Source organism: Novosphingobium sp. (genome assembly GCF_965228995.1).
In the GTDB taxonomy this organism is placed as follows: domain Bacteria; phylum Pseudomonadota; class Alphaproteobacteria; order Sphingomonadales; family Sphingomonadaceae; genus Novosphingobium.
The window spans coordinates 2,120,956-2,140,678 of record NZ_OZ245852.1 but is presented as its reverse complement, the minus strand read 5'-3'; the positions used below and the strand labels follow the sequence as shown (position 1 = coordinate 2,140,678).

Sequence of the window (19,723 nt, the reverse complement as noted above, 5' to 3'; positions counted from 1 at the left end):
CGCCGCACAGATGGTACCGGGATTAAATGGCTTCCAACGACACGACTGACACCGGCGACGCTCCGCTGATCGATCTCAACGACGCTTCCATCCGGAAGCTGATCGCCCGCGCCAAGCGGCGCGGGATCATCACTGTGGACGAACTCAACGAGGCCCTGCCGCAGGACCAGATGTCTGCCGACCAGATCGAGGACATCATGGCCGCGATCTCGGAGATGGGCGTCAACATCGTCGAAAGCGATGAGGACGCCGTCGATCCCGAGGACAAGGCCGCGGAAGACGACGCCGACGAGGCCGAGCAGGTCGACGAACGGCCGGACCTTGTTTCCAAGCGCAAGGAAACCATCGAACGCACCGATGATCCGGTGCGCATGTACTTGCGCGAAATGGGCGCGGTCGAGCTCTTGAGCCGCGAGGGCGAAATCGCCATCGCCAAGCGCATCGAGGCCGGTCGCGACACGATGATTCTGGGCCTGTGCGAAAGCCCGATCACCTTTCACGCGATCATCCAGTGGTCCGAAGCGCTGAACGCAGGCGAAATGCAGCTGCGCGAGATCCTCGATCTTGACGCAATGCTTTCAAAGGAGCCGCAGCCCGAAAACCTCTCCGAAGACGGCGAGGAAACCGGTGACGGTGAAATCAGCGAAGCCACCGCCGGCCCCTCCTTCAAGGAAGAAGAGGACGTCGAGGAGGAAGAGGTCGCCGAGGACGAGGACGACGAGCTCACCGAACGCCGCGCCAAGCGCCCGGTCGAGGAGGAGGAGGAGGACAACACCCTCAGCCTCGCCCAGATGGAAGCGCAGCTGAAGCCGGAAGCGCTCGAGAAGTTCGCCCAGATCACCAGCCTGTTTCGCGCTTTCGAGAAGATTCAGGCGGCGCGGCTCAATGCGCTGGGCGCGGGCAATGATTTCCCCGCTGCCAAGGAAATCGAATACCAGCAGCTGCGCGAGGATCTCACCGCGCAGGTCGAAAGCGTGCAGTTCCACGCGACCAAGATCGAATACCTGGTCGACAACCTCTACGCCTTCAACCGCCGCCTTACCACGCTGGGCGGCCAGATGCTGCGGCTTGCCGAACGTCACAAGGTGCCGCGCAAGGACTTCCTCGATCACTACGTCGGGCGCGAGCTCGATGAAGGCTGGCTGCAAACGCTCGCCAACCGTGACAAGAAGTGGGCGGCCTTCGCCCTGAACGAAGCCGAGCCGGTCGAGCGCATCCGCGCCGAGATCGCCGACATCGCGGCTGCCACCGGCATGTCGCTCGGTGAATTCCGCCGCATCGTCAACATGGTCCAGAAGGGCGAGCGCGAGGCGCGCATCGCCAAGAAGGAAATGGTCGAGGCGAACCTGCGTCTGGTGATCTCGATCGCCAAGAAGTACACCAACCGCGGGCTGCAGTTCCTGGATCTCATTCAGGAAGGCAACATCGGTCTGATGAAGGCGGTCGACAAGTTCGAGTACCGCCGCGGCTACAAGTTCTCGACTTACGCCACGTGGTGGATCCGGCAGGCGATCACGCGTTCGATCGCGGATCAGGCGCGCACGATCCGCATCCCGGTCCACATGATCGAGACGATCAACAAGCTGGTGCGCACCAGCCGCCAGTTCCTGCACGAGCAGGGCCGCGAGCCGACGCCCGAGGAAATGGCCGAGCGCCTGTCGATGCCGCTCGAAAAGGTCCGCAAGGTGATGAAGATCGCCAAGGAGCCGATCTCTCTCGAAACGCCGATCGGCGACGAGGAAGACAGCCACCTCGGCGATTTCATCGAGGACAAGAACGCGGTGATCCCGGTGGATGCGGCCATTCAGGCCAACCTCAAGGAAACCGTCACCCGCGTCCTCGCCAGCCTCACCCCGCGCGAGGAACGCGTGCTGCGCATGCGCTTCGGCATCGGCATGAACACCGATCACACGCTCGAGGAAGTCGGCCAGCAGTTCTCGGTGACGCGCGAACGTATCCGCCAGATCGAAGCCAAGGCGCTGAGGAAGCTCAAGCACCCGAGCCGTTCGCGGAAAATGCGTTCGTTCCTCGATCAGTGATCCGCACGGCAAGCTTCGCCCTTGCCGCCGCGCTGGTTGCGGCAGGTCCGGCGCTCGCGCAGTCGGCTCCGGCCCAGACAGCCGCCTCCCAGGCACCAAGCCAGCCCGCACCCGCGCCAGCGGCTGAAAAGGCTGAGCTCGATCCCAAGGCTGTCGCGCTCGCGCAGGAAATTCTCGATATCGGCATGCCGCCAGAGAGCCGCCCCGCGATGTTTGCGGGCATCATGGGTTCGCTGCGCACGCAGATCCGGGAATCCATGTCCAAGATCGCCGGAACCGGCGATGCCGAAGCCGACGCCATCATCGGCCGCGGGATCGACCGCATGTACAAGCAAATGACCGAGCGGATGAACACGCATCTGCCCGATCTCTATCAGGCCATGGCGCGGGCCTATGCACGGCAGTTCAGCTTCGAGGATCTGACACAGATCCGGGCCTTCGTGGGCACGCCGACCGGGCAGCGGTTCTTCTCAAGAAGCGCAACCGTGATGAGCGATCCTGACGTGATGGAAGCCAACAAGCGCTCGATGGTCGACATCATGGGACTCGCTCCGCAAATGCAAAAGCAGATGATCGACGAACTCGTGGCGCATATCGCCAAGAAGGAAGGTCAGAAGTCGCGGGCCGGTAGCCATCCGAGCTAGGCCGACGGCCCCCGTCACTTGTCCGCGCTATAGACCGGCACGGTATCGGCCAGCGGATCGAGCCGCACCGTCAGCGCCGTGCCAACCGCGATCACCAGCAGCACCGCCGCTGACATCCGCGCCGTCCGGGCGCTGAAGCCCTCCCACAGCGGCAGGACTGCCAGCGCCGTCACCGCCAGCGGCAGCACGGCCGCCATCGGCAGGTTCGGCCCGACGCCCTGCATCACCTGATGCCCCAGCGCGATCATGTAGCCGATCACCGGCGTCCCGAGGAGCAGCGCCGCCAGCCGTCCGCCTGCGCCCTCACCCGCTGCCAAGGCCAGCGCCGCGAGCATCACCGGCAGCACCACGACATAAGCCGCCGTCGGCGCCAGCGCCTGCATCACCGCGCTCAGCACGAAAAGCGGCAGCGCCGCGCCGACCAGCCCCGCCGGCTTTGGCTTCCACGCCCCCATTGCCAGCAGGAATGCCGCCAGACCGCCGCTTAGAGCCATAACTTCGAGCCGGGGGATCGCCGCCAATCGGTCGTAGTAATTGACCTTGGCCGACCCCAGCGAAAGCTGGTTCACTGCCCACAGCACAAGGCCCCCCAGCACGATCAGCGCCAGCATCCGCCCTGCCCCCGCCGCGCCCGCGCCGAAGCCGCCGCCGCGCCGCGCGGCAAGACCGAGGCATCCGGCCGCCACCGCCAGCATGGCCCACCCCGCCCACGCCGGATAGACCACCATAAACAGCCCGAACACATCGAAGAACACCACATCCGCCGCCTTGCCCGGCAGCGGCCCGGCGTGCAGCAACGCTCGCGTCAGATCGAGCACTTGCGCGCCCATATCCTGCAGCGCCCCCTGATCGAGCGCGTCGGGCGTCGCCTTGGGTGAATGATAGAGTTGCGGCCGCCCGATGAAGGCAAAGTTGTAGCCGGTATAGGGCCCGCCGCGCGTCTCGGTCAGGTCGGTGTCGTTGGGCAGCACCTTGTAGATGAACACCGCAAGGCTGGACCCGCCAGGCCGCGCGATCGCGCCCGCCGCCCGCGCAATCGCCGCACCGTTGTCCGCCGATGTCTCGAACAGCGTCGTCCGCCCGCCGCCGCCCCGCGCCTCGACATTGATCACCGCGCCAACATGCGCGCGCAAGGGATCGGCGGTGAAGAAGTGATGCGCCCCGTCGAGCCCCAGTTCCTCGCCATCGGTGATCAGCACGATCAGATCGCGCGCCGGCTGCCCAGCGGCCCGCACCGCGCGCGCCGTCTCCAGCAGCGCCGAAACGCCGGCCGTATCGTCTGCCGCGCCGGGCGAGCCGCCCACCGTATCGTGATGCGCCATCAGCAGCACCGCGGGCAGGCTGCGGTCCTTGCCCGGCAGCACCCCGATTACGTTGGTCAGCACCGGTGCGGCAACGTCTTTCCCGCTCCACCACGCCAGCCGCCTGGCGCTTGCGGGCGGCGCGGTGAACAGCGTCTCGTGCACCTCCATCCCCATCGCCTGCATCCGGCGAACGATATGCGCACGCACCGCCGCATCCTCGGGCGAGGCGGCAAGGTGCGGCCGCGCCGCGATCATGCGCACATCGGCCATCGCGCGCCCGGCGGCAAAGACCTCTGCCGGAGCATCGGCGCCAACCGGCACGGGCGGAGTCGTCGCGCGGATGCCGAGCAGCACGCCCAGTATCAGCGCCGCCAGCAGGATCAGCCGTTTGGTCATCTTCCCTCCCGTTCCGCTCTGCGGTACCATGCGCGCAGCCAAGCCTGAATGCGAAGCTTCCGCAAGGCTTCAAATGCTGAACGCATCCGCAGCCTGCCGATACTCCGGTCCCCGCCATCCGCATCCTTCGGTATAATTTTCACTTATATATAACTTAAGGCAATCGCGCGCACTGGCAAAGCCGGGCCAACCCTCCTAAAGCGCGTGGGTCACACGAATCCCTTGGCTCAGGACTACTCGCCGCCCATGCGCATCGCAATCGCCTCGGACCATGCTGCCTTCGATCTCAAGGCCGAACTCGTCGCCCATATCACCGCGCTTGGCCACGAAGTCCTCGATCTCGGGCCGGACAGCACCGCCAGCGTCGACTATCCGGACTATGGCTACAAGATCGCCGAAGCCGTCGCTTCGGGTGAGGCGACGCGCGGCGTTGCGCTTTGCGGTTCGGGCATCGGCATCTCGATCGCGGTAAACCGCCACCCGGCGCTGCGCTGTGCGCTTGTCAGCGAACCGCTGTCCGCCGCGCTCAGCCGCTCGCACAACAACGCCAACGCGATCGCCATGGGCGCGCGCCTTGTCGGCCCAGAAATGGCCAAGGCCTGCGTCGAAGCCTTCCTGGCCGGCGAATTTCTCGGCGGCCGCCACGAAGGCCGCGTTGCCAAGCTTTCCTCCCCAGCCTTCTGACAAACCCCTTCTGAAAGGAGCCCCCGCTGATGAACGCTGCCGCCCCCGCACAGGATATCCGCAAGCCCGGCTTCTTCACCGAACACCTCGCTGCCGCCGATCCCGAAGTCTACGCCGCGATCCGCGGAGAGCTGAACCGCCAGCAGACGAAGATCGAACTGATCGCCAGCGAGAACATCACCAGCCTCGCCTGCCTCGAAGCTGCCGGTTCGGTGTTCACCAACAAGTACGCCGAAGGCTACCCCGGCAAGCGCTACTATGGCGGCTGCGAATATGCCGACGTCGTCGAAACGCTGGCGATCGAGCGGGCCAAGGCGCTGTTTGGCTGCCAGTTCGCCAATGTGCAGCCCAATTCGGGCAGTCAGATGAACCAGGCCGTGTTCCTCGCGCTGCTCGAGCCGGGTGACACCTTCATGGGCCTCGATCTCAATTCGGGTGGCCACCTCACCCACGGTTCGCCGGTCAACATGTCGGGCAAGTGGTTCAAGCCGGTCGCCTATGGCGTCCGCCGCGAAGATCACCAGATCGATATGGACGCTGTCCGTGCCACCGCGCACGAGCACAAGCCCAAGCTCATCATCGCGGGCGGCACTGCCTATTCGCGCGTGTGGGACTGGGAAGCCTTCCGCACCATCGCGGACGAGATCGGCGCCTACCTCCTCGTCGATATGTCGCACATCTCGGGCCTCGTCGCGGGCGGTGCGCATCCCTCGCCGATGCCGCATGCCCATGTCGTCACCACCACCACGCACAAGTCGCTGCGCGGCCCTCGCTCGGGCGTGATCCTCACCAACGACGAAGCGCTCGCCAAGAAGATCAACATGGCGGTCTTCCCCGGCATGCAGGGCGGCCCACTCGTCCACATCATTGCCGCCAAGGCCGTTGCCTTTGCCGAAGCGCTGAAGCCCGAATTTGCGGCCTATGCCCACCAGGTCGTCGCCAACGCCCGCGCGCTGGCCGCAAGCCTGCAGGAAGCCGGCCTCGGCATCGTCTCGGGCGGCACCGACAACCATTCAATGCTCGTCGATCTCACTCCCAAGGACGTGACCGGCAAGGCCGCCGAGAAGGGCCTCGACCGCGCCTGGCTCACTTGCAACAAGAACGGCATCCCGTTCGACACGCGCTCGCCCTTCGTCACTTCGGGCATCCGGCTCGGCACGCCCGCCGGCACCACCCGCGGCTTCCGCGAGGAGGAATTCCGGCAGATCGGCGCGCTGATCGCCGAAGTGGTCGACGGACTTTCGCGCAATGGCGATGAAGGCGACGGCCAGGTGGAACAACGCGTGCGCGAGCGGGTTGAAGCCCTGTGCGCACGCTTCCCCATCTATCCGGAGCTTTGAAACATGGCTGACAACGACGATCTCATGGCCCGCGCCCAAGCCGAAATCAGCGGCATGGCCAAGCAGGGCATGGACCATCCCTCGACCAAGCCGGTCCTCATCGGCGCCGGCATCGGCGCAGTGGCCGGCGCGCTGCTGCCCTTCGTGTCGCTGCCCCTCGGCCTTGCCGTGGGCGCGGGCTATGCGTTTTATCAGCGCATAAAATAACACCGCATGCGTTGCCCGTTCTGTGCCCATGAGGAAAGCCAGGTAAAGGACAGCCGGCCGAGCGAGGACAACACCTCGATCCGCCGGCGCCGTCAGTGCGAGGCCTGCGGCGCCCGCTTCACGACCTTCGAGCGCGTACAACTGCGCGAGGTCATGGTCGTGAAAAGCGGCGCCGGAGGCGGCGAACCCCGGCGCGAGCCGTTCGACCGCGCCAAGATCGAACAATCCGTCGCGCTCGCCTGCCGCAAGCGCCCGGTCGCGCCAGAACGCATCGAACGCCTTGTCAGCGGCATCCAGCGCCAGCTTGAAACGCTGGGCGATGCTGAAGTCGAAAGCCGCCAGATCGGCGAAATGGTGATGGAAGGCCTCCGCCAGCTCGACAGCGTCGCCTACATCCGCTTCGCCAGCGTCTACCGCGATTTCACCGAAGCCCGCGATTTCGAGGAATTCGCCAGCACCGTGCGTGAGGTGGGAGGGACGTGACGCCCCCGAATGATGCACCGGTCATCGTGCTCGTCCGCCCCCAGCTCGGCGAGAACATCGGCAAGGCGGCGCGCGCCATGCTGAACTTCGGCCTCACCCGCATGCGGCTCGTTTCGCCGCGCGATGGCTGGCCCAACCCCAGTGCCGGCCCAGCCGCCGCGGGCGCGGACGTGGTGCTGGCAAACGCCGAAGTCTTCGAAACCCTCGCGGACGCCGTCACCGATTGCGCGCATGTCTACGCCACCACCGTACGCAAGCGCGGCGTGACCAAGCCCGTTCTCACCCCCGAGGCAGCCGCCAGGGAAGCCGCTACCGCCGTGGGCGGCACCGCCTTCGTATTCGGTCCGGAACGTTCCGGCCTCGAAACCGACGACGTTGCGCTTGCCCGCGCGATCATTACCGTGCCGATCAACCCCGAATTTGGCTCGCTCAATCTCGCGCAGGCGGTGATCCTGTGCGCCTATGAATGGTCCAAACACGCGCCTGAGGCCGGACTCGCCCAGCCGCCAGCCGAGGATGCTCTCCTCCCCCCTGCCCCGCAGGAAGAGCTCGAGGGCCTGATCGGCCACATCACCGGTCTGCTGGAGCCGCGCGGCTACTTCGAACCCTACAGCCGCGCCGACGTGACCCACCGCACCTTGCGCAACATGCTGACCAAGCCCGGCTGGAACCATCTAGAGGTGCGCACCTTGCGCGGCGTGCTCACCACCCTCATGCGCAAGCCCGGCCCGAGGGAGAAGTAGCGCCTCATAAATGGGGACAGTCCCTATTTCCAATTTGGTTCGCGCAGAGGCGCAAAGGCGCAGAGAAGGAATAAAGCCTGCGGCGGAGCCGCCTTCCCGTTCATACTTGCTTCTCCGCGCCTCTGCGCCTCTGCGCGAATCCCCTTCACACCCCGCTCACCCTTGACATTCCGCGCAATCGCTGGTCTAGGCGCCCCTTCGCAATTGGCCCTGCACGCCCGGTGAAGCAGTGGCCGCATGCCCCTTATGGGAACATGGTGCGGTTCCGGGTCTACGAAACGCCGGCCTCAAGGCTGGTTCCACAGGCTGGCCCTCGGGCTGGCTGCATAGCAAATTGAAAGGACTTGCCATGTCGAAGCGCAAGGCATCGAAGCATAAGATTGACCGCCGTCTTGGCGAAAACATCTGGGGCCGCCCGAAGAGCTCGGTCAACCGCCGCGCCTATGGCCCCGGCCAGCACGGCCAGCGCCGCAAGAGCAAGGTGTCGGACTTCGGCATCCAGCTGCGCGCCAAGCAGAAGCTCAAGGGCTACTACGGCGACGTCACCGAGAAGCAGTTCAAGCGCACCTATCAGGAAGCCGCGTCCATGAAGGGCGATACCGGCCAGAACCTCATCGGCCTGCTCGAACAGCGCCTCGACATGATCGTCTACCGCGCCAAGTTCGCGCCGACGATCTTCTCGGCCCGCCAGATCGTCAGCCACGGCCACATCCGCGTCAACGGCGTGAAGTGCAACATCGCCAGCCGCCGCGTGCGCCCGGGCGATATCCTGACCCTCGGCCCCAAGGCCAAGGAAATGGCGCTCATCGCCGAAGCCCAGTCGCTGGCCGAGCGTGACATTCCCGATTACGTCGCCGCCGAGGCAGACAAGGCCACGTTCGTGCGCGTCCCGACGCTCGACGAAGTGCCCTACCCGGTGAAGATGGAACCGAACCTGGTCGTCGAGTTCTACTCGCGCTGATCAGCCGGTTTCAGATACGAACACGAAGGAGGCGGGGCAAACACCCCGCCTTTTTTGTTGCTCCCGATCAGCCCCGGAGGTCCTTCGACGTCCCCAGCGACACGTGGCTGGTGATGCTGCGCACTTGCGGCAAAGTTCCCAGCGTGTCCGAATGAAACCGCTTGTAGGCCTCCAGATCCGCCACTTCCACGCGTAGCAGATATTCGACCGCGCCGGTTATATTGTGGCACTCGCGCACCTCGGGCGCCTCGCCCATTGCTTCCTCGAACGAAAGCGCATCGCGCTTGAGCTGGCCGGAGAGGCCGACCATCACGAAGATCGTTACGCCAGTGCCGAGCCGGGCCCGATCAAGCACCGCGCGATAGCCCTTGATTACCCCGCCGGTTTCGAGCGCCTGCACCCGCCGCAGGCAAGCAGAGGGCGACAGGCCCACCCGCTCGGCCAGCTGCAAATTGCTGATTCGCCCGTTGCATTCGAGCGCACGCAATATCTTTTCATCAATAGCGTCCATAACGCCGATCATTGTGCAACTGCACGGCATAACGCGTCAAGACGCAACCTCATTCGGTCATAATTCGCATATCATTGCGCCGCAGAATGACACCGGAGAGCGCCATGACCCTTGCCAGCCTCGCAACCTACGACATCTCCCCCGAACGCGGCTTCCTGTGCGGCTACGATGCTCCCGCCGTGGTGCTAGGCGGCGCGCTGGCAGCAGCCCGCGAGATCGCGCTGCGCCTCCCAGAAATCCTCCCCACCGGGCAGGTCCGCGCGGTGCTCGAAAGCAGCCTCCCTGCCATTACGCCCGAACAGATCGCCGCGCTGGACGAGCCCGCCGCCCGCATGGCGATGGTCCACTATTCGTTCCTCGTGCAGGCCTACGTCTGGGGCGCGGCCGAAGCGCCGGCGGCGCTCCCCGCTATCCTCGCGGTGCCAATGGCCGCGCTCGCCGACCGGCTCGACCAGCAGCCGCTTTTGCAATACAGCGGCTATGTGCTTGATAACTGGGGCCTGATCGACCTTGCCGCACCGGTCAATCTCGACAATATCTACATGATCCAGAAGTTTGCCGCGGGCACCGACGAGGCGTGGTTTGTCCTCATCCACGTCGCGATTGAAGCGCAGGCCGGGGCCGCACTCAAGCTGTTCGCTCCGCTGATCGCCGCCGCCGATGCCGGGGATACCGCTGCCGCCCGCAGCTTGCTTGAGCAGATCGTCGCGGTCTGGGCCGGCATCAACGCAATCTTCGATCGCATGCCCGAACAGTGCGATCCCTATATCTACTTCCGCCGTGTCCGCCCCTATATCCACGGTTGGAAGGACAATCCCGCCCTGAGCGCCGGCCTCGTATACGAGGGCGTCGCGCGGCTCGGCGGGGCCCCGCAGGTCTATCGCGGCCAGACCGGCTCGCAGTCCTCGATCGTTCCCTCGATGGACGCGCTGCTCGGCGTCGGCCATGCAGCCGATCCGTTGAAGGCCTATCTCGATGAACTTCACATCTACCGCCCGACCGGCCACCGCCGCTTCATCGAAGATGTGCGCGCCGCCTCGCGCCTTCGCGCCTTCGTCAGCCGCACCGGCCACAAGGGGCTGACCGATGCCTACAACGGCGCGGTGCAGGCCGTCGCCGATTTCCGCAGCCGCCACCTCGAATATGCCGCAAGCTACATCAATAAGCAGGGCAGCAAATCGGCCGGCAACACCGCAGACATCGGCACCGGCGGCACGCCGTTCATGAAGTATCTCAAGAAGCACCGCGACGAGACCGCCGCGATGCTCCTGCCGGCCTGACCGGGCCCGGACTACATCCCCATGGCCTTCCTCAGAAACGCGTCGCTATCCGCCAGCAGACGCGTCCGCGCTGCTGCGGAGGCGAGCTGGTGGTCGAGGCCGGGAAACGTCACCAGCGTCACCTGCTTGCCGGCATCCTTGAGCCGATCGGCCATGAGGCGGGATTCCGCGATGCCGACGTTCATGTCGCGCTCGCCGTGGAACATCAGCACCGGCACGGTGATCGCGGCGGCATGGCGCGCCGGGGAACCGTCCTCGATATGGTCTCCGTGACCGATAAAGGCATCGGCGAGCCGGAAATTGGCGAAATCACGGAATTCCTCGCGCAGCCTGTCGAGATCGGTGACCGGTGCCACCGCCACAATCGCCTTGAACAGGCCGGGATTGGTCACCCCAGATTGCAGTGCTGCATAGCCGCCATAGGACCAGCCGACGATGGCGAGCTTCGCGGGATCAGCAATCCCCTGCGCAGTGAGCCAGTGGCCTGCCGCGGCAATATCGCTGATCGCAAGCCGCCAGGATTTGAAGCCGTTCTTCTGGTACCAGCCCGAACCATACCCTGTGGAGCCGCGATAATTGGGCTGCAGCACCGCATAGCCGCGCACCGCGAAATACTGCACCAACCAGTCGAAACCCCATTCATCACGCGCGCCGGGGCCGCCGTGGGGCATGACGATGGCTGGAAGCCCCTTGGCCGCGGCAGGCCCTGCGATGCCGGGCGGTAGCGTGAGATAGGCCGGTACCATGCTGCCGTCGCCGGCCGGATAGGTCACCGGGATCATCTTGCCGAGCGCTAGCTGCGCCAGCGGCTGGCGAATCGGTAGCACCTTTTCGAGCTGATGCGTCGTCTTGTCGTAGCGATAGAACAACCCCGGATCTGAATCGCTCGAGGCGAGCAGGAGCAACCGCCCCTCATCTTCGCTTGAATCGACGAATTCCACCAGCGGCTGCCCCGGCAGCGCCTTGCCGAGCGCCGCGCCGAGCTTCCTGAGCTCGGGATCGAAGAACACGTTCACACGCTTCTCGGTCGCATAGGTTGCGCCCACCACGCGGCCATTGCGCCCGATGCTGGTAACGTCATCGATGTCGATACCCGGCTGCTCCAGTACGACCTGCCGGGTGCCTGTCCCATCGAGCGCCACACCATAGAGCACGTGAAAGCCATCCTTGGCGCCGAGCACATAGGCCAGGTTCTTGTCTGGATCGACCGCCAGCGGCGTATCGCTGTCCTCACCCTTCGCAGTGATGAATGGCAGCCACTTATCATCGTCCCTGGCGCGGTAGAACCAGCGCACCTCATCCTTGATATAGCCCTCGTCGCTCTGCCCGCGCAGAGCCATCAAGCGCACATGGCCCCGCCCATCGGTGATATAGCGCACCGCGCCATTGTGGGGTGCCTCGACCAGTTCGCGCTTGCCGCTTTCGAGATCGACATCCTCCACGCCGAGCCCCTCGCGTCGCCGCTCGATATTGCTGCCCACCATGCTGGAAGGCACGAAGGTCCGGGTCATCAGGACGTGGCCCGGCTTGCCCGCGATATCCCAGTCGAGCACACTGCCGCCGTCCTGCAATCCGCTTTGCGACTGGCGCGAAAGCCCGCTCGACACGTAGCCTTGGCCCGTCCCGTCGTTGCGCACGATAACATAGCGCGTCGCACCGAGCAGCACGTCGCCCCGATTAACGGCAACATAGAGTTGGCACATCAGCCGGGTCTCGCTGGCCCAGCGGCACCAGCGCAACTCTTCCCCGGGATTGGCGGCATTCAGCACCGCGCGCGTTTGGCCGGTGGCAAAATCGGCGACGATTACCGTCACTCCGGACCCGGCATTGGGTTTGAGAAAAGCGACCTGATTGCCCGAAGGCGAAAGGCTGATCTGACGCACATCCTCCAACGCGCCGAAGCGCGCTGCCATCGCCGCTCCATCCTCGGCCCGCACAGCCCCCGCGGCCAATGCCAGCGCCGCTCCTGTCAATGCCGCCACGATCCGCACGCCTTATCCCCTTGCCGAAACAGGAGTATTCTTGCCGTGACCGGGCGTTCGATCAAGTGCCCATGGGACGGATTTGGCAGTTACCGCTTCGCGAGATACCGCGCCCGGAACGCGGCCGCAAAGCTCGCAAACCGCGCCTCGGCAATCGCGCCGCGCATCGCGGCCATCAGTTGCTGGTAGAACGAGAGGTTGTGCTCGGTCAGCAGCATCGCGCCCAGCATCTCGCCCGCCTTGTGGAGGTGGTGCAGGTAGGCCCGGCTATACTTGGCGCACACCGGGCACGTGCACTCCGGATCGAGCGGCCCCATATCCTCGGCGTGCTTCGCGTTGCGCATGTTCAGCGGCCCGTCCCAGGTGAAGCCCTGCCCGTTGCGGCCCGAACGCGTCGGCAGTACGCAATCGAACATGTCGACCCCGCGCTCCACTGCGCCGACGAGGTCGTCGGGCTTGCCCACGCCCATCAGGTAGCGCGGGCGATCTGCGGGCAGCTGGCCCGGCGCAAAGTCCAGCGTGGCGAACATCGCCTCCTGCCCCTCGCCCACGGCCAGCCCGCCGATGGCATAGCCGTCAAAGCCGATCTCGGTGAGCGCCCCCGCGCTTGCCGCGCGCAGCTCCTCGTCCAGACCGCCCTGCTGGATGCCGAACAGCGCCGCGCGCTCTGCATGCTCGCCGCCTGCATCGAAGCCGTCGCGGCTGCGCCTCGCCCAGCGCATCGACATTTCCATGGACTTCGCGATCACGTCGCGGGGCTGGTCGATCTTGGGGCACTCGTCGAAGGCCATCACGATGTCGCTACCCAGCAGCCGCTGGATTTCCATGCTGCGCTCTGGTGTCAGGTTATGCCGCGAACCGTCGATATGGCTCGCAAAAGTCACGCCTTCCTCGGTGATCTTGCGCAGGTCGGAAAGGCTCATCACCTGATAGCCGCCGCTGTCGGTCAGGATCGGTTTGTCCCAGCGCATGAAATTGTGGAGCCCGCCCAGCCGCGCCATCCGCTCCGCGCCCGGCCGCAGCATCAGGTGGTATGTGTTGCCGAGGATGATGTCCGCGCCCGTCGCCGCGACATCTTCCACCTTCATGGCCTTGACCGTGCCCGCCGTTCCCACCGGCATGAATGCGGGCGTGCGGATCGTGCCGCGCTGCATCGCAATCGCGCCGGTGCGCGCGCGGCCATCGGTGGCATGGACGGTGAAGGAAAAGCGGGTCATCTGGAAGTCCGGGGTGGGGGAAGCCAAAGGGCCAAGGGTTGTGCGCCTTACGCACAAACGCCATGGCGCGCAAATGCACGAAGCGTTTGCCCTCGCCCCCTGGCTCTATCCCGCGCTGACCGGGCTTGCCGTCCTCACCGGCTGCATCGATGCCATCGCGGGCGGCGGCGGGCTGCTGACGCTGCCTGCGCTGATCTACGCCGGGCTGCCGCCGCACCTCATGCTCGGCACCAACAAGCTCCAATCGGCGATGGGCGCGACGGTCGCCACCACGCGCTATCACCGCGCCGGGCTCTTCGCGCTGCGCCCCAACCTGCCCACCGCCATCGCCGCGTTCCTCGGCGCGGGGGCGGGCGCGCTGGTCATCCAGCATTTCGATGCGCACGTGCTGCGCCTCGTTGTCCCCCTGCTGCTGATGGGCGCAGCGCTTTACACCCTGCTGTCACCCCGCATGGACGATGCGCCGGGCAAGCCCCGCATCTCGGAGCGGGCCTATCTCCCCGTCGCGGGCGGGATCGGCTTCTACGACGGGTTCTTCGGCCCCGGCACCGGCCAGTTCTTTGCCGCCACACTGGTCGCCCTGCGCGGCCTCGGCCTTACCCGCGCGACGGGCCTGACCAAGCTGCTCAACCTTTCGAGCAACATCGCCAGCCTCGTGATATTTGCGCTCGGCGGGCAAGTCATCTGGCTGCTGGGCCTGTGCATGGGCGCTGGATCGATGGTGGGCGCGATGATCGGCACCCGCCTTGCCACCCGCTACGGCGCGCGGCTGATCCGCCCGCTGCTCGTCACCGCCAGCCTCGCGCTGACCGGCAAGCTGGTGTGGAGTTGGTTCGCCAATTGATAGACCGCAAATCGCTTGCCCTCCTTGGCTGCTAGGCTCATCCCACACCCAACGAGGAGACTTGCCATGAGCCATTCCGCCCACGATCTCGCCGCCGCCTTCCCCGAAGCGACAGCCCGGCTCCACGAACTCAAGCTGAGCGATGCGCATTTCCGGAACCTGAGCGATACCTACTACCAGCTCGACAAGGCGATCCATCGCGCCGAAACCGGGATCGAGCCTACTTCGGACGAGCACCTCGAAGACCTCAAGAAACAGCGCCTGACCGTGCTCGATGCGGTGGCCGAAATGGTGGCCGACTAGGGTATCAACAGGCTCGAATCGCCATAGCTATAGAAGCGGTAGTCGTTCGCAATGGCATAGGCATAGGCCGCCTGCATTCGCTCGATTCCCATGAGCGCGCTGACCAGCATCATCAGCGTCGATTTGGGCAGGTGGAAGTTCGTCATCAGCCCGTCGATTGCCCGAAAACGGTAGCCCGGCGTGATGAAGATGCTGGTGTCGCCCGCAAAGGGATGGATCACGCGCCCCTCATCCGCCGCACTCTCCAGAAGGCGCAGGCTGGTTGTGCCCACCGCGATGATCCGACCGCCGGCGGCACGGACGGCATTGAGCCGAGCTGCCGTTTCAGGTTCGATCCGGCCCCATTCGGCGTGCATCGCATGGTCGTCGGTATCGTCGGCCTTGACCGGCAGGAACGTGCCTGCCCCTACGTGAAGCGTCAGCGTCTCGTGGCCGATGCCTGCCTCGGCAAGCGCCGCCATCAGTTCGGGCGTGAAGTGCAGCGCGGCGGTCGGCGCCGCAACCGCGCCGTCTTCTGCCGCGAACATCGTCTGGTAATCCTCACGGTCGCGTTCATCGACCGCGCGCTTGCCCGCGATATAGGGCGGCAGCGGCATCGTGCCCGCGCGTTCGAGCAGCACTTCGACCGGCTCCTCACCGCCGAAAGCCAGCGTCCAGCTGCCGTCGGCATGCCGCTCCTCGGCCGTGGCCGTCACGCCCGCGCCGAAGGTGATCACACTCCCCGGCTTGAGCCGGCGCCCGTTGCGCACGAAAGCCTGCCAGCGGCGCAAGTCCATCCGCTTGTGCAAGGTCGCGCCGATCCGCGCCTGGCCGACCTCGCCGTCCAGCTGCGCCGGAATCACCCGCGTATCGTTGAACACCAGCACGTCCCCCGCGCGCAGCAGCCGGGGCAGATCGCGCACAACCGCATCGATGAACGGCCCTTGCGGCCCTACGCCAAGGTGCTTTGCCGAATCGCGCGGGCTGGCCGGGCGCAGCGCGATGCACTCTGGCGGAAGCTCGAAATCAAACAGGTCTACTCGCATGGGAGTTGCCGCTAGCGCGGTGCAGGTGCTTCGACAAGCTCAGCGCGAGCGCCGCCTCAAACCTCAGTTGGACTTCGAATTGCTCAACATATCCGCAGTGAACGCCGCTGGCGCAGCAGGCGCGGGCGGCGGCGGGGGGGCCTTGTTTTCCGAAGCAAGGCTTGCCTGCACGATCTTGGTCGGGTTCTTCGGCGGCTCGCCTCGCACGATCGCATCGACGATGTCCATGCCCGCGATCACCCGGCCGAAATTGGTATATTTGTGATCGAGCGCGAAGCGCGGATAGAACACGATGAAGAACTGGCTGTTGGCCGTATCCGGCTGATCGGTCCGCGCCATCGAGACTGTGCCGCGCAAGTGCGGGATATCGTTGAACTCGGCCTTGAGGTCCGGCAGCTTGGAGCCGCCCTGCCCGGTGCCGGTGGGATCGCCCGTCTGCGCCATGAAGCCATCGATCACGCGGTGGAAGATGACCCCGTTGTAGAAGCCTTCCTTGGTCAGCGTCTTGATCCGCTCGACATGGTGCGGCGCCCATTCCGGCATCAGCCGGATCGCCACGCGCCCGCCGTTCGAAAGATCGAGCAACAGCACATTGTCCGGATCATGCGAGACGTCGGCATCGACGGCGTAAGTGATCGTCTGGACGTGCTTGATCGGATCGACCTTGATCGGCTTCACCTGTTCCTTCTCGGGCGGACGCTGCGCCAGTGCCGGCGAGACCGGAGCGAACAGCGCCGCGCCCAGCGCGAGGGCGAGCGTGATCCTGTTGAACGAACGCGATGCCATCAAACCAAATTCCTAATCACGTTGGCCGATCAGATCTGCCGATTGGCGGCGGATAGCCCCCCGGCGATGACGCCGCAATGAACAAATCGTGATGCAGCGCGGCGCTCAGTAATCGCCAAGCCGGCCCTGGCGTTCCACCCGCTCCACCACTTCATCGCGCACCTGCTGAGTCACGAAGCGATGAATGTCACCGCCGAACATCGCGATTTCCTTCACCAGCTTGGAAGCGATCGGCTGCAGGCTGACGTCGGCCATCAGGAACACCGTCTCGATGCCGTCGTTGAGCTGCTGGTTCATCCCGGCCATCTGGTATTCGTATTCGAAGTCCGCCACGGCGCGCAGGCCGCGCACGATCACGCTGGCGCCTTGCTTCTCCGCGAACTTCATCAGGAGGGCATTGAAGCCCATCACCGAGACATTCTCGATCCCCTGCGCCGCCACTTCGCGGCTAACCATGGCCATGCGTTCTTCGGGCGTGAACATCGGGTTCTTGGACGGATTGGTCGTCACGCCGATGATCAGCTTGTCGACCAGCTTCGCCCCCCGGCGGATAATATCGAGATGCCCGAGTGTGATCGGGTCGAACGTGCCGGGGTATACCCCGATCCGCGCTCCACTCCCCTTGGCCCCCGCCTCTCCCATTTACCGATCCCTTTCGACAATGAACCACGCCAGCGCGCGCAGAAGGTCCGCTTCCTCGCCGTAGGAGGCGAGGAACTGCACTGCCTGATCGACCAGCATCTGCGCCTGCTCGCGCGCCCGTTCGGGTCCGAGCAGCGAGAGGAAGGTTTCCTTGCCCGCGTTCTCGTCCTTGCGCAGCGCCTTGCCCGCCGCCTGCTCATCACCCTCGGCATCGAGGAGATCGTCGGCGATCTGGAACGCGAGGCCGATATCGCGCGCATAACCACGCAAGTGCGAGCGCCCTTCGGCCGGAATGCGCCCGATGATCGCGCCCATTTCCACCGCCGCGCTTAGCAAAGCGCCGGTCTTGAGCTGCTGCAGGCGCGTTACCGTAGGCAGATCGAACGAGGCGGTTTCGGCCGCCATGTCCATCATCTGCCCGCCGGCCATGCCGTTCATCCCGCTCGCCAGCGCGAGTGTGCGCACCAGTTCGATCCGCACGAAAGGATCGCCCGAAAGGTTGGGATCCGAAAGCACCTCGAACGCGAAATCGTGCAGCGCATCGCCCGCCAGCACGGCCGTCGCCTCGTCAAAGGCCACGTGCAAGGTCGGCTTGCCATGCCGCAGGGCATCGTCATCCATGCAGGGCAGATCATCGTGGATCAGCGAATAGACGTGGATCGCCTCAAGCGCGGTGCCCACGCGGATCGCCATGGCCCGGTCCGCGCCGAACAGGCTGGCCGTTGCCGAAACCAGCAGCGGGCGCAGCCGCTTGCCACCACCGATGGCCGCATAGCGCATCGCCTCGATCAACCTGTCGCGCGGGTCGTTCGCCAGCGGCAACAGCGCATCGAAGCTGCTGTCGATATCCTCGCCAATGCGCTTCAGCGCAGGCAGCAGCAGGTCCCGCCAGGGACCGGTACGTTCCATTGCGGTCATGCCCCGCCCGCTCCATCATCGAAGGGCCGCGTTCCCGTTGCGCGCCCCGGACCGCCAGCAGGTCCATCCGTCACGATCGCCTCGATCCGCGCCTGCGCCGCATCGAGCCGCTTCTGGCAATGCGCGCGAAGTGCATCGCCCCGCGCATAGAGATCAATCGATTCGTCGAGCGGCGCCTCTCCGCTTTCCAGCCGGCGGACAATATCCTCCAGCGCTTTCAGGGCTTCCTCGAAACTCAGCGAGCCGATGTCGTTATCGTGTGCCATCGCTGCCAGCATTGACGGGCGAGCCGCAGCCGGTCAAGCTTCGAGGCGGGGAGTATGCGCATGCAATTGGTGATCGCTTATGTCGTGGCAGCCGTGGTGTTCGGCGGCCTCGATGCCGTGTGGCTCGGTTGGGCCGGGCCAAACCTCTATCGCCCGGCACTGGGAGACCTGCTGGCGCCCACCTTCCGGCTTGCCCCGGCGGGCATTTTCTACCTCGCCTATCTCGCCGGCATGGTCTGGTTCGCGATCCGTCCGGGCATCACCGCAGGTCTCGGTGCGGCGGCGCTTAACGGGGCGCTGCTCGGCGCGCTGTGCTACGCGACCTACGATTTCACCAATCAGGCCACGCTCGCCCGCTGGCCGACGTATGTGACCATGATCGACGTGTGCTGGGGCGCCTTTGCGACGATGACCGCTGCGGTCGCCGCCACCTATGCTGCCCGCGCATTCGCCGGATAACACCCCATGTTCATCGGTCACTACGCCCCCGCCTTCATTGCCGCGACATCGCGCAAGGCTCCGCCACTTGCCGTTCTGGTCGTCGCCGTCCAGCTGCTTGATTACGCGTTCTTCAGCTTCGCGCTGCTGGGCATCGAGCACTACCGCATGGTGCCGGGTTTCACTGCGAGCAACTGGCTCGATCTCTACGACATGCGCTACAGCCACAGCCTGCTCGGCGCCGCAGTGCTGGGCGCGCTGTTCGGCCTGCTGGTCCTTGCCATGACCCGCAGCCGCGCCGCGGCCGCGATTGCCTTCGCCTGCGTCCTCTCGCACTGGCTGGCGGATTATATCGTCCACGCGCCGGACCTGACGCTGGCCGGCTCCCCGCCCAAGCTCGGCCTCGGCCTGTGGAATCATCCATTTGCCGAACATGCGCTCGAAGTCGTGCTCGCTTTCGGCGCGCTCGCTTTCTACGCGAGGCGCACCCGTGCAGCCGGCCCGCGCGCAGCCCTCGTGCTCGCCTTGTTCGCAGGTATCATGGGGTTGCTCCAGATGACCGACTGGCACGGCCCGCGCTCCACCGAGGTCAGCGCTTCGCAGCCGCTCCTCGCCCTTTTCGCCTTTACCGTCCTGGCGGTCCTCGCGCTCCTCGTGCAAGCAACCCGGCAAAACCGCCCCTCTTGAGACTCGCCTTGCCCGCGCGACGG

22 protein-coding genes are annotated in these 19,723 nt (G+C 65.4%); 13 read left to right on the top strand and 9 right to left on the bottom strand.

What is annotated here, in order from left to right; translation table 11 throughout:
• Positions 1-26: 26 nt before the first annotated feature.
• Together rpoD and ACO056_RS10080 are read left to right on the top strand one after the other, a co-directional pair.
• Positions 27-2,039 carry an RNA polymerase sigma factor RpoD gene (gene rpoD / locus ACO056_RS10085; protein WP_421846287.1) on the top strand — a complete coding sequence of 671 codons (2,013 nt, stop codon included), beginning with the start codon at positions 27-29 and terminating at the stop codon, positions 2,037-2,039.
• Positions 2,036-2,683, top strand: a complete 648-nt coding sequence (locus ACO056_RS10080; protein ID WP_421846286.1) for a hypothetical protein — start codon at positions 2,036-2,038, stop codon at positions 2,681-2,683. Before rpoD ends, ACO056_RS10080 begins: the two co-directional genes overlap by 4 nt.
• Before the next feature lie 14 nt (positions 2,684-2,697).
• On the opposite strand, the gene ACO056_RS10075 is transcribed toward ACO056_RS10080, so the two are convergent.
• Entirely contained in the window at positions 2,698-4,383 is a 1,686-nt protein-coding gene (locus ACO056_RS10075; RefSeq protein WP_421846285.1) for a M20/M25/M40 family metallo-hydrolase, read from the bottom strand.
• 246 nt (positions 4,384-4,629) lie between these two features.
• On the opposite strand from ACO056_RS10075, the gene rpiB reads away from it, so the two are divergent.
• The 6 genes from rpiB (at position 4,630) to rpsD (ending at position 8,801) form a co-directional block, all read left to right on the top strand.
• Positions 4,630-5,067: a ribose 5-phosphate isomerase B gene (gene rpiB / locus ACO056_RS10070; protein ID WP_421846284.1), complete on the top strand. Its 438-nt coding sequence runs from the start codon at positions 4,630-4,632 to the stop codon at positions 5,065-5,067.
• A gap of 29 nt (positions 5,068-5,096) precedes the next feature.
• Positions 5,097-6,407, top strand: a complete 1,311-nt coding sequence (glyA, locus tag ACO056_RS10065) for a serine hydroxymethyltransferase (protein ID WP_421846283.1) — start codon at positions 5,097-5,099, stop codon at positions 6,405-6,407.
• 3 nt (positions 6,408-6,410) lie between these two features.
• Positions 6,411-6,614 (top strand): hypothetical protein, encoded by a 204-nt coding sequence (locus ACO056_RS10060; RefSeq protein WP_421846282.1) that lies wholly within the window; start codon positions 6,411-6,413, stop codon positions 6,612-6,614.
• A 6-nt stretch (positions 6,615-6,620) separates the two neighbouring features.
• Positions 6,621-7,097: a transcriptional regulator NrdR gene (gene nrdR, locus ACO056_RS10055; RefSeq protein ID WP_421846281.1), complete on the top strand. Its 477-nt coding sequence runs from the start codon at positions 6,621-6,623 to the stop codon at positions 7,095-7,097.
• The gene (locus ACO056_RS10050) at positions 7,094-7,840 is read left to right on the top strand and encodes an RNA methyltransferase (RefSeq protein ID WP_421846280.1); all 747 of its coding nucleotides are present in this window, start codon (positions 7,094-7,096) and stop codon (positions 7,838-7,840) included. The genes nrdR and ACO056_RS10050 overlap by 4 nt, the downstream gene beginning before the upstream one ends.
• A 349-nt stretch (positions 7,841-8,189) precedes the next feature.
• On the top strand, positions 8,190-8,801 hold the full coding sequence (gene rpsD / locus ACO056_RS10045; RefSeq protein ID WP_421846279.1) for a 30S ribosomal protein S4: 612 nt from the start codon (positions 8,190-8,192) through the stop codon (positions 8,799-8,801).
• Between the two features lie 67 nt (positions 8,802-8,868).
• On the opposite strand, the gene ACO056_RS10040 is transcribed toward rpsD, so the two are convergent.
• Positions 8,869-9,312, bottom strand: coding sequence for an Lrp/AsnC family transcriptional regulator (locus ACO056_RS10040; RefSeq protein ID WP_421846278.1), 444 nt, complete (start codon positions 9,310-9,312; stop codon positions 8,869-8,871).
• 104 nt (positions 9,313-9,416) lie between these two features.
• Between ACO056_RS10040 and ACO056_RS10035 the strand changes: the two genes are divergently transcribed.
• Positions 9,417-10,592: an indoleamine 2,3-dioxygenase gene (locus ACO056_RS10035; RefSeq protein WP_421846277.1), complete on the top strand. Its 1,176-nt coding sequence runs from the start codon at positions 9,417-9,419 to the stop codon at positions 10,590-10,592.
• 11 nt (positions 10,593-10,603) lie between these two features.
• Here ACO056_RS10035 and ACO056_RS10030 read toward each other — a convergent pair whose 3' ends face one another.
• The gene (locus ACO056_RS10030; RefSeq protein ID WP_421846276.1) at positions 10,604-12,574 is read right to left on the bottom strand and encodes an alpha/beta hydrolase family protein; all 1,971 of its coding nucleotides are present in this window, start codon (positions 12,572-12,574) and stop codon (positions 10,604-10,606) included.
• An 89-nt stretch (positions 12,575-12,663) separates the two neighbouring features.
• Entirely contained in the window at positions 12,664-13,791 is a 1,128-nt protein-coding gene (gene tgt, locus ACO056_RS10025; RefSeq protein WP_421846275.1) for a tRNA guanosine(34) transglycosylase Tgt, read from the bottom strand.
• Positions 13,792-13,864: 73 nt separating this feature from the next.
• Between tgt and ACO056_RS10020 the strand changes: the two genes are divergently transcribed.
• Both ACO056_RS10020 and ACO056_RS10015 read left to right on the top strand, forming a co-directional pair.
• Positions 13,865-14,635, top strand: a complete 771-nt coding sequence (locus ACO056_RS10020; protein WP_421846274.1) for a TSUP family transporter — start codon at positions 13,865-13,867, stop codon at positions 14,633-14,635.
• Between the two features lie 66 nt (positions 14,636-14,701).
• Positions 14,702-14,938, top strand: a complete 237-nt coding sequence (locus ACO056_RS10015; protein ID WP_421846273.1) for a YdcH family protein — start codon at positions 14,702-14,704, stop codon at positions 14,936-14,938.
• Here ACO056_RS10015 and queA read toward each other — a convergent pair.
• The 5 genes from queA to ACO056_RS09990 form a co-directional block, all read right to left on the bottom strand.
• Positions 14,935-15,963 (bottom strand): tRNA preQ1(34) S-adenosylmethionine ribosyltransferase-isomerase QueA, encoded by a 1,029-nt coding sequence (gene queA / locus ACO056_RS10010; protein WP_421846272.1) that lies wholly within the window; start codon positions 15,961-15,963, stop codon positions 14,935-14,937. The genes ACO056_RS10015 and queA overlap by 4 nt on opposite strands.
• A gap of 63 nt (positions 15,964-16,026) precedes the next feature.
• Entirely contained in the window at positions 16,027-16,749 is a 723-nt protein-coding gene (locus tag ACO056_RS10005) for a peptidylprolyl isomerase (protein WP_421846271.1), read from the bottom strand.
• Between the two features lie 105 nt (positions 16,750-16,854).
• Positions 16,855-17,391, bottom strand: a complete 537-nt coding sequence (coaD, locus tag ACO056_RS10000; RefSeq protein WP_421846270.1) for a pantetheine-phosphate adenylyltransferase — start codon at positions 17,389-17,391, stop codon at positions 16,855-16,857.
• A complete protein-coding gene (locus tag ACO056_RS09995) occupies positions 17,392-18,309 on the bottom strand; it encodes a polyprenyl synthetase family protein (protein ID WP_421846269.1) in 918 nt (305 codons plus the stop codon). It lies immediately after the preceding gene.
• On the bottom strand, positions 18,306-18,575 hold the full coding sequence (locus ACO056_RS09990; RefSeq protein ID WP_421846268.1) for an exodeoxyribonuclease VII small subunit: 270 nt from the start codon (positions 18,573-18,575) through the stop codon (positions 18,306-18,308). The genes ACO056_RS09995 and ACO056_RS09990 overlap by 4 nt, the downstream gene beginning before the upstream one ends.
• A gap of 60 nt (positions 18,576-18,635) precedes the next feature.
• Between ACO056_RS09990 and ACO056_RS09985 the strand changes: the two genes are divergently transcribed.
• Together ACO056_RS09985 and ACO056_RS09980 are read left to right on the top strand one after the other, a co-directional pair.
• Complete coding sequence (locus tag ACO056_RS09985; RefSeq protein ID WP_421846267.1) at positions 18,636-19,034, top strand: DUF2177 family protein; 399 nt, start codon at positions 18,636-18,638, stop codon at positions 19,032-19,034.
• 6 nt (positions 19,035-19,040) lie between these two features.
• Positions 19,041-19,700: a hypothetical protein gene (locus ACO056_RS09980; protein WP_421846266.1), complete on the top strand. Its 660-nt coding sequence runs from the start codon at positions 19,041-19,043 to the stop codon at positions 19,698-19,700.
• The last annotated feature ends 23 nt before the right edge of the window (positions 19,701-19,723 follow it).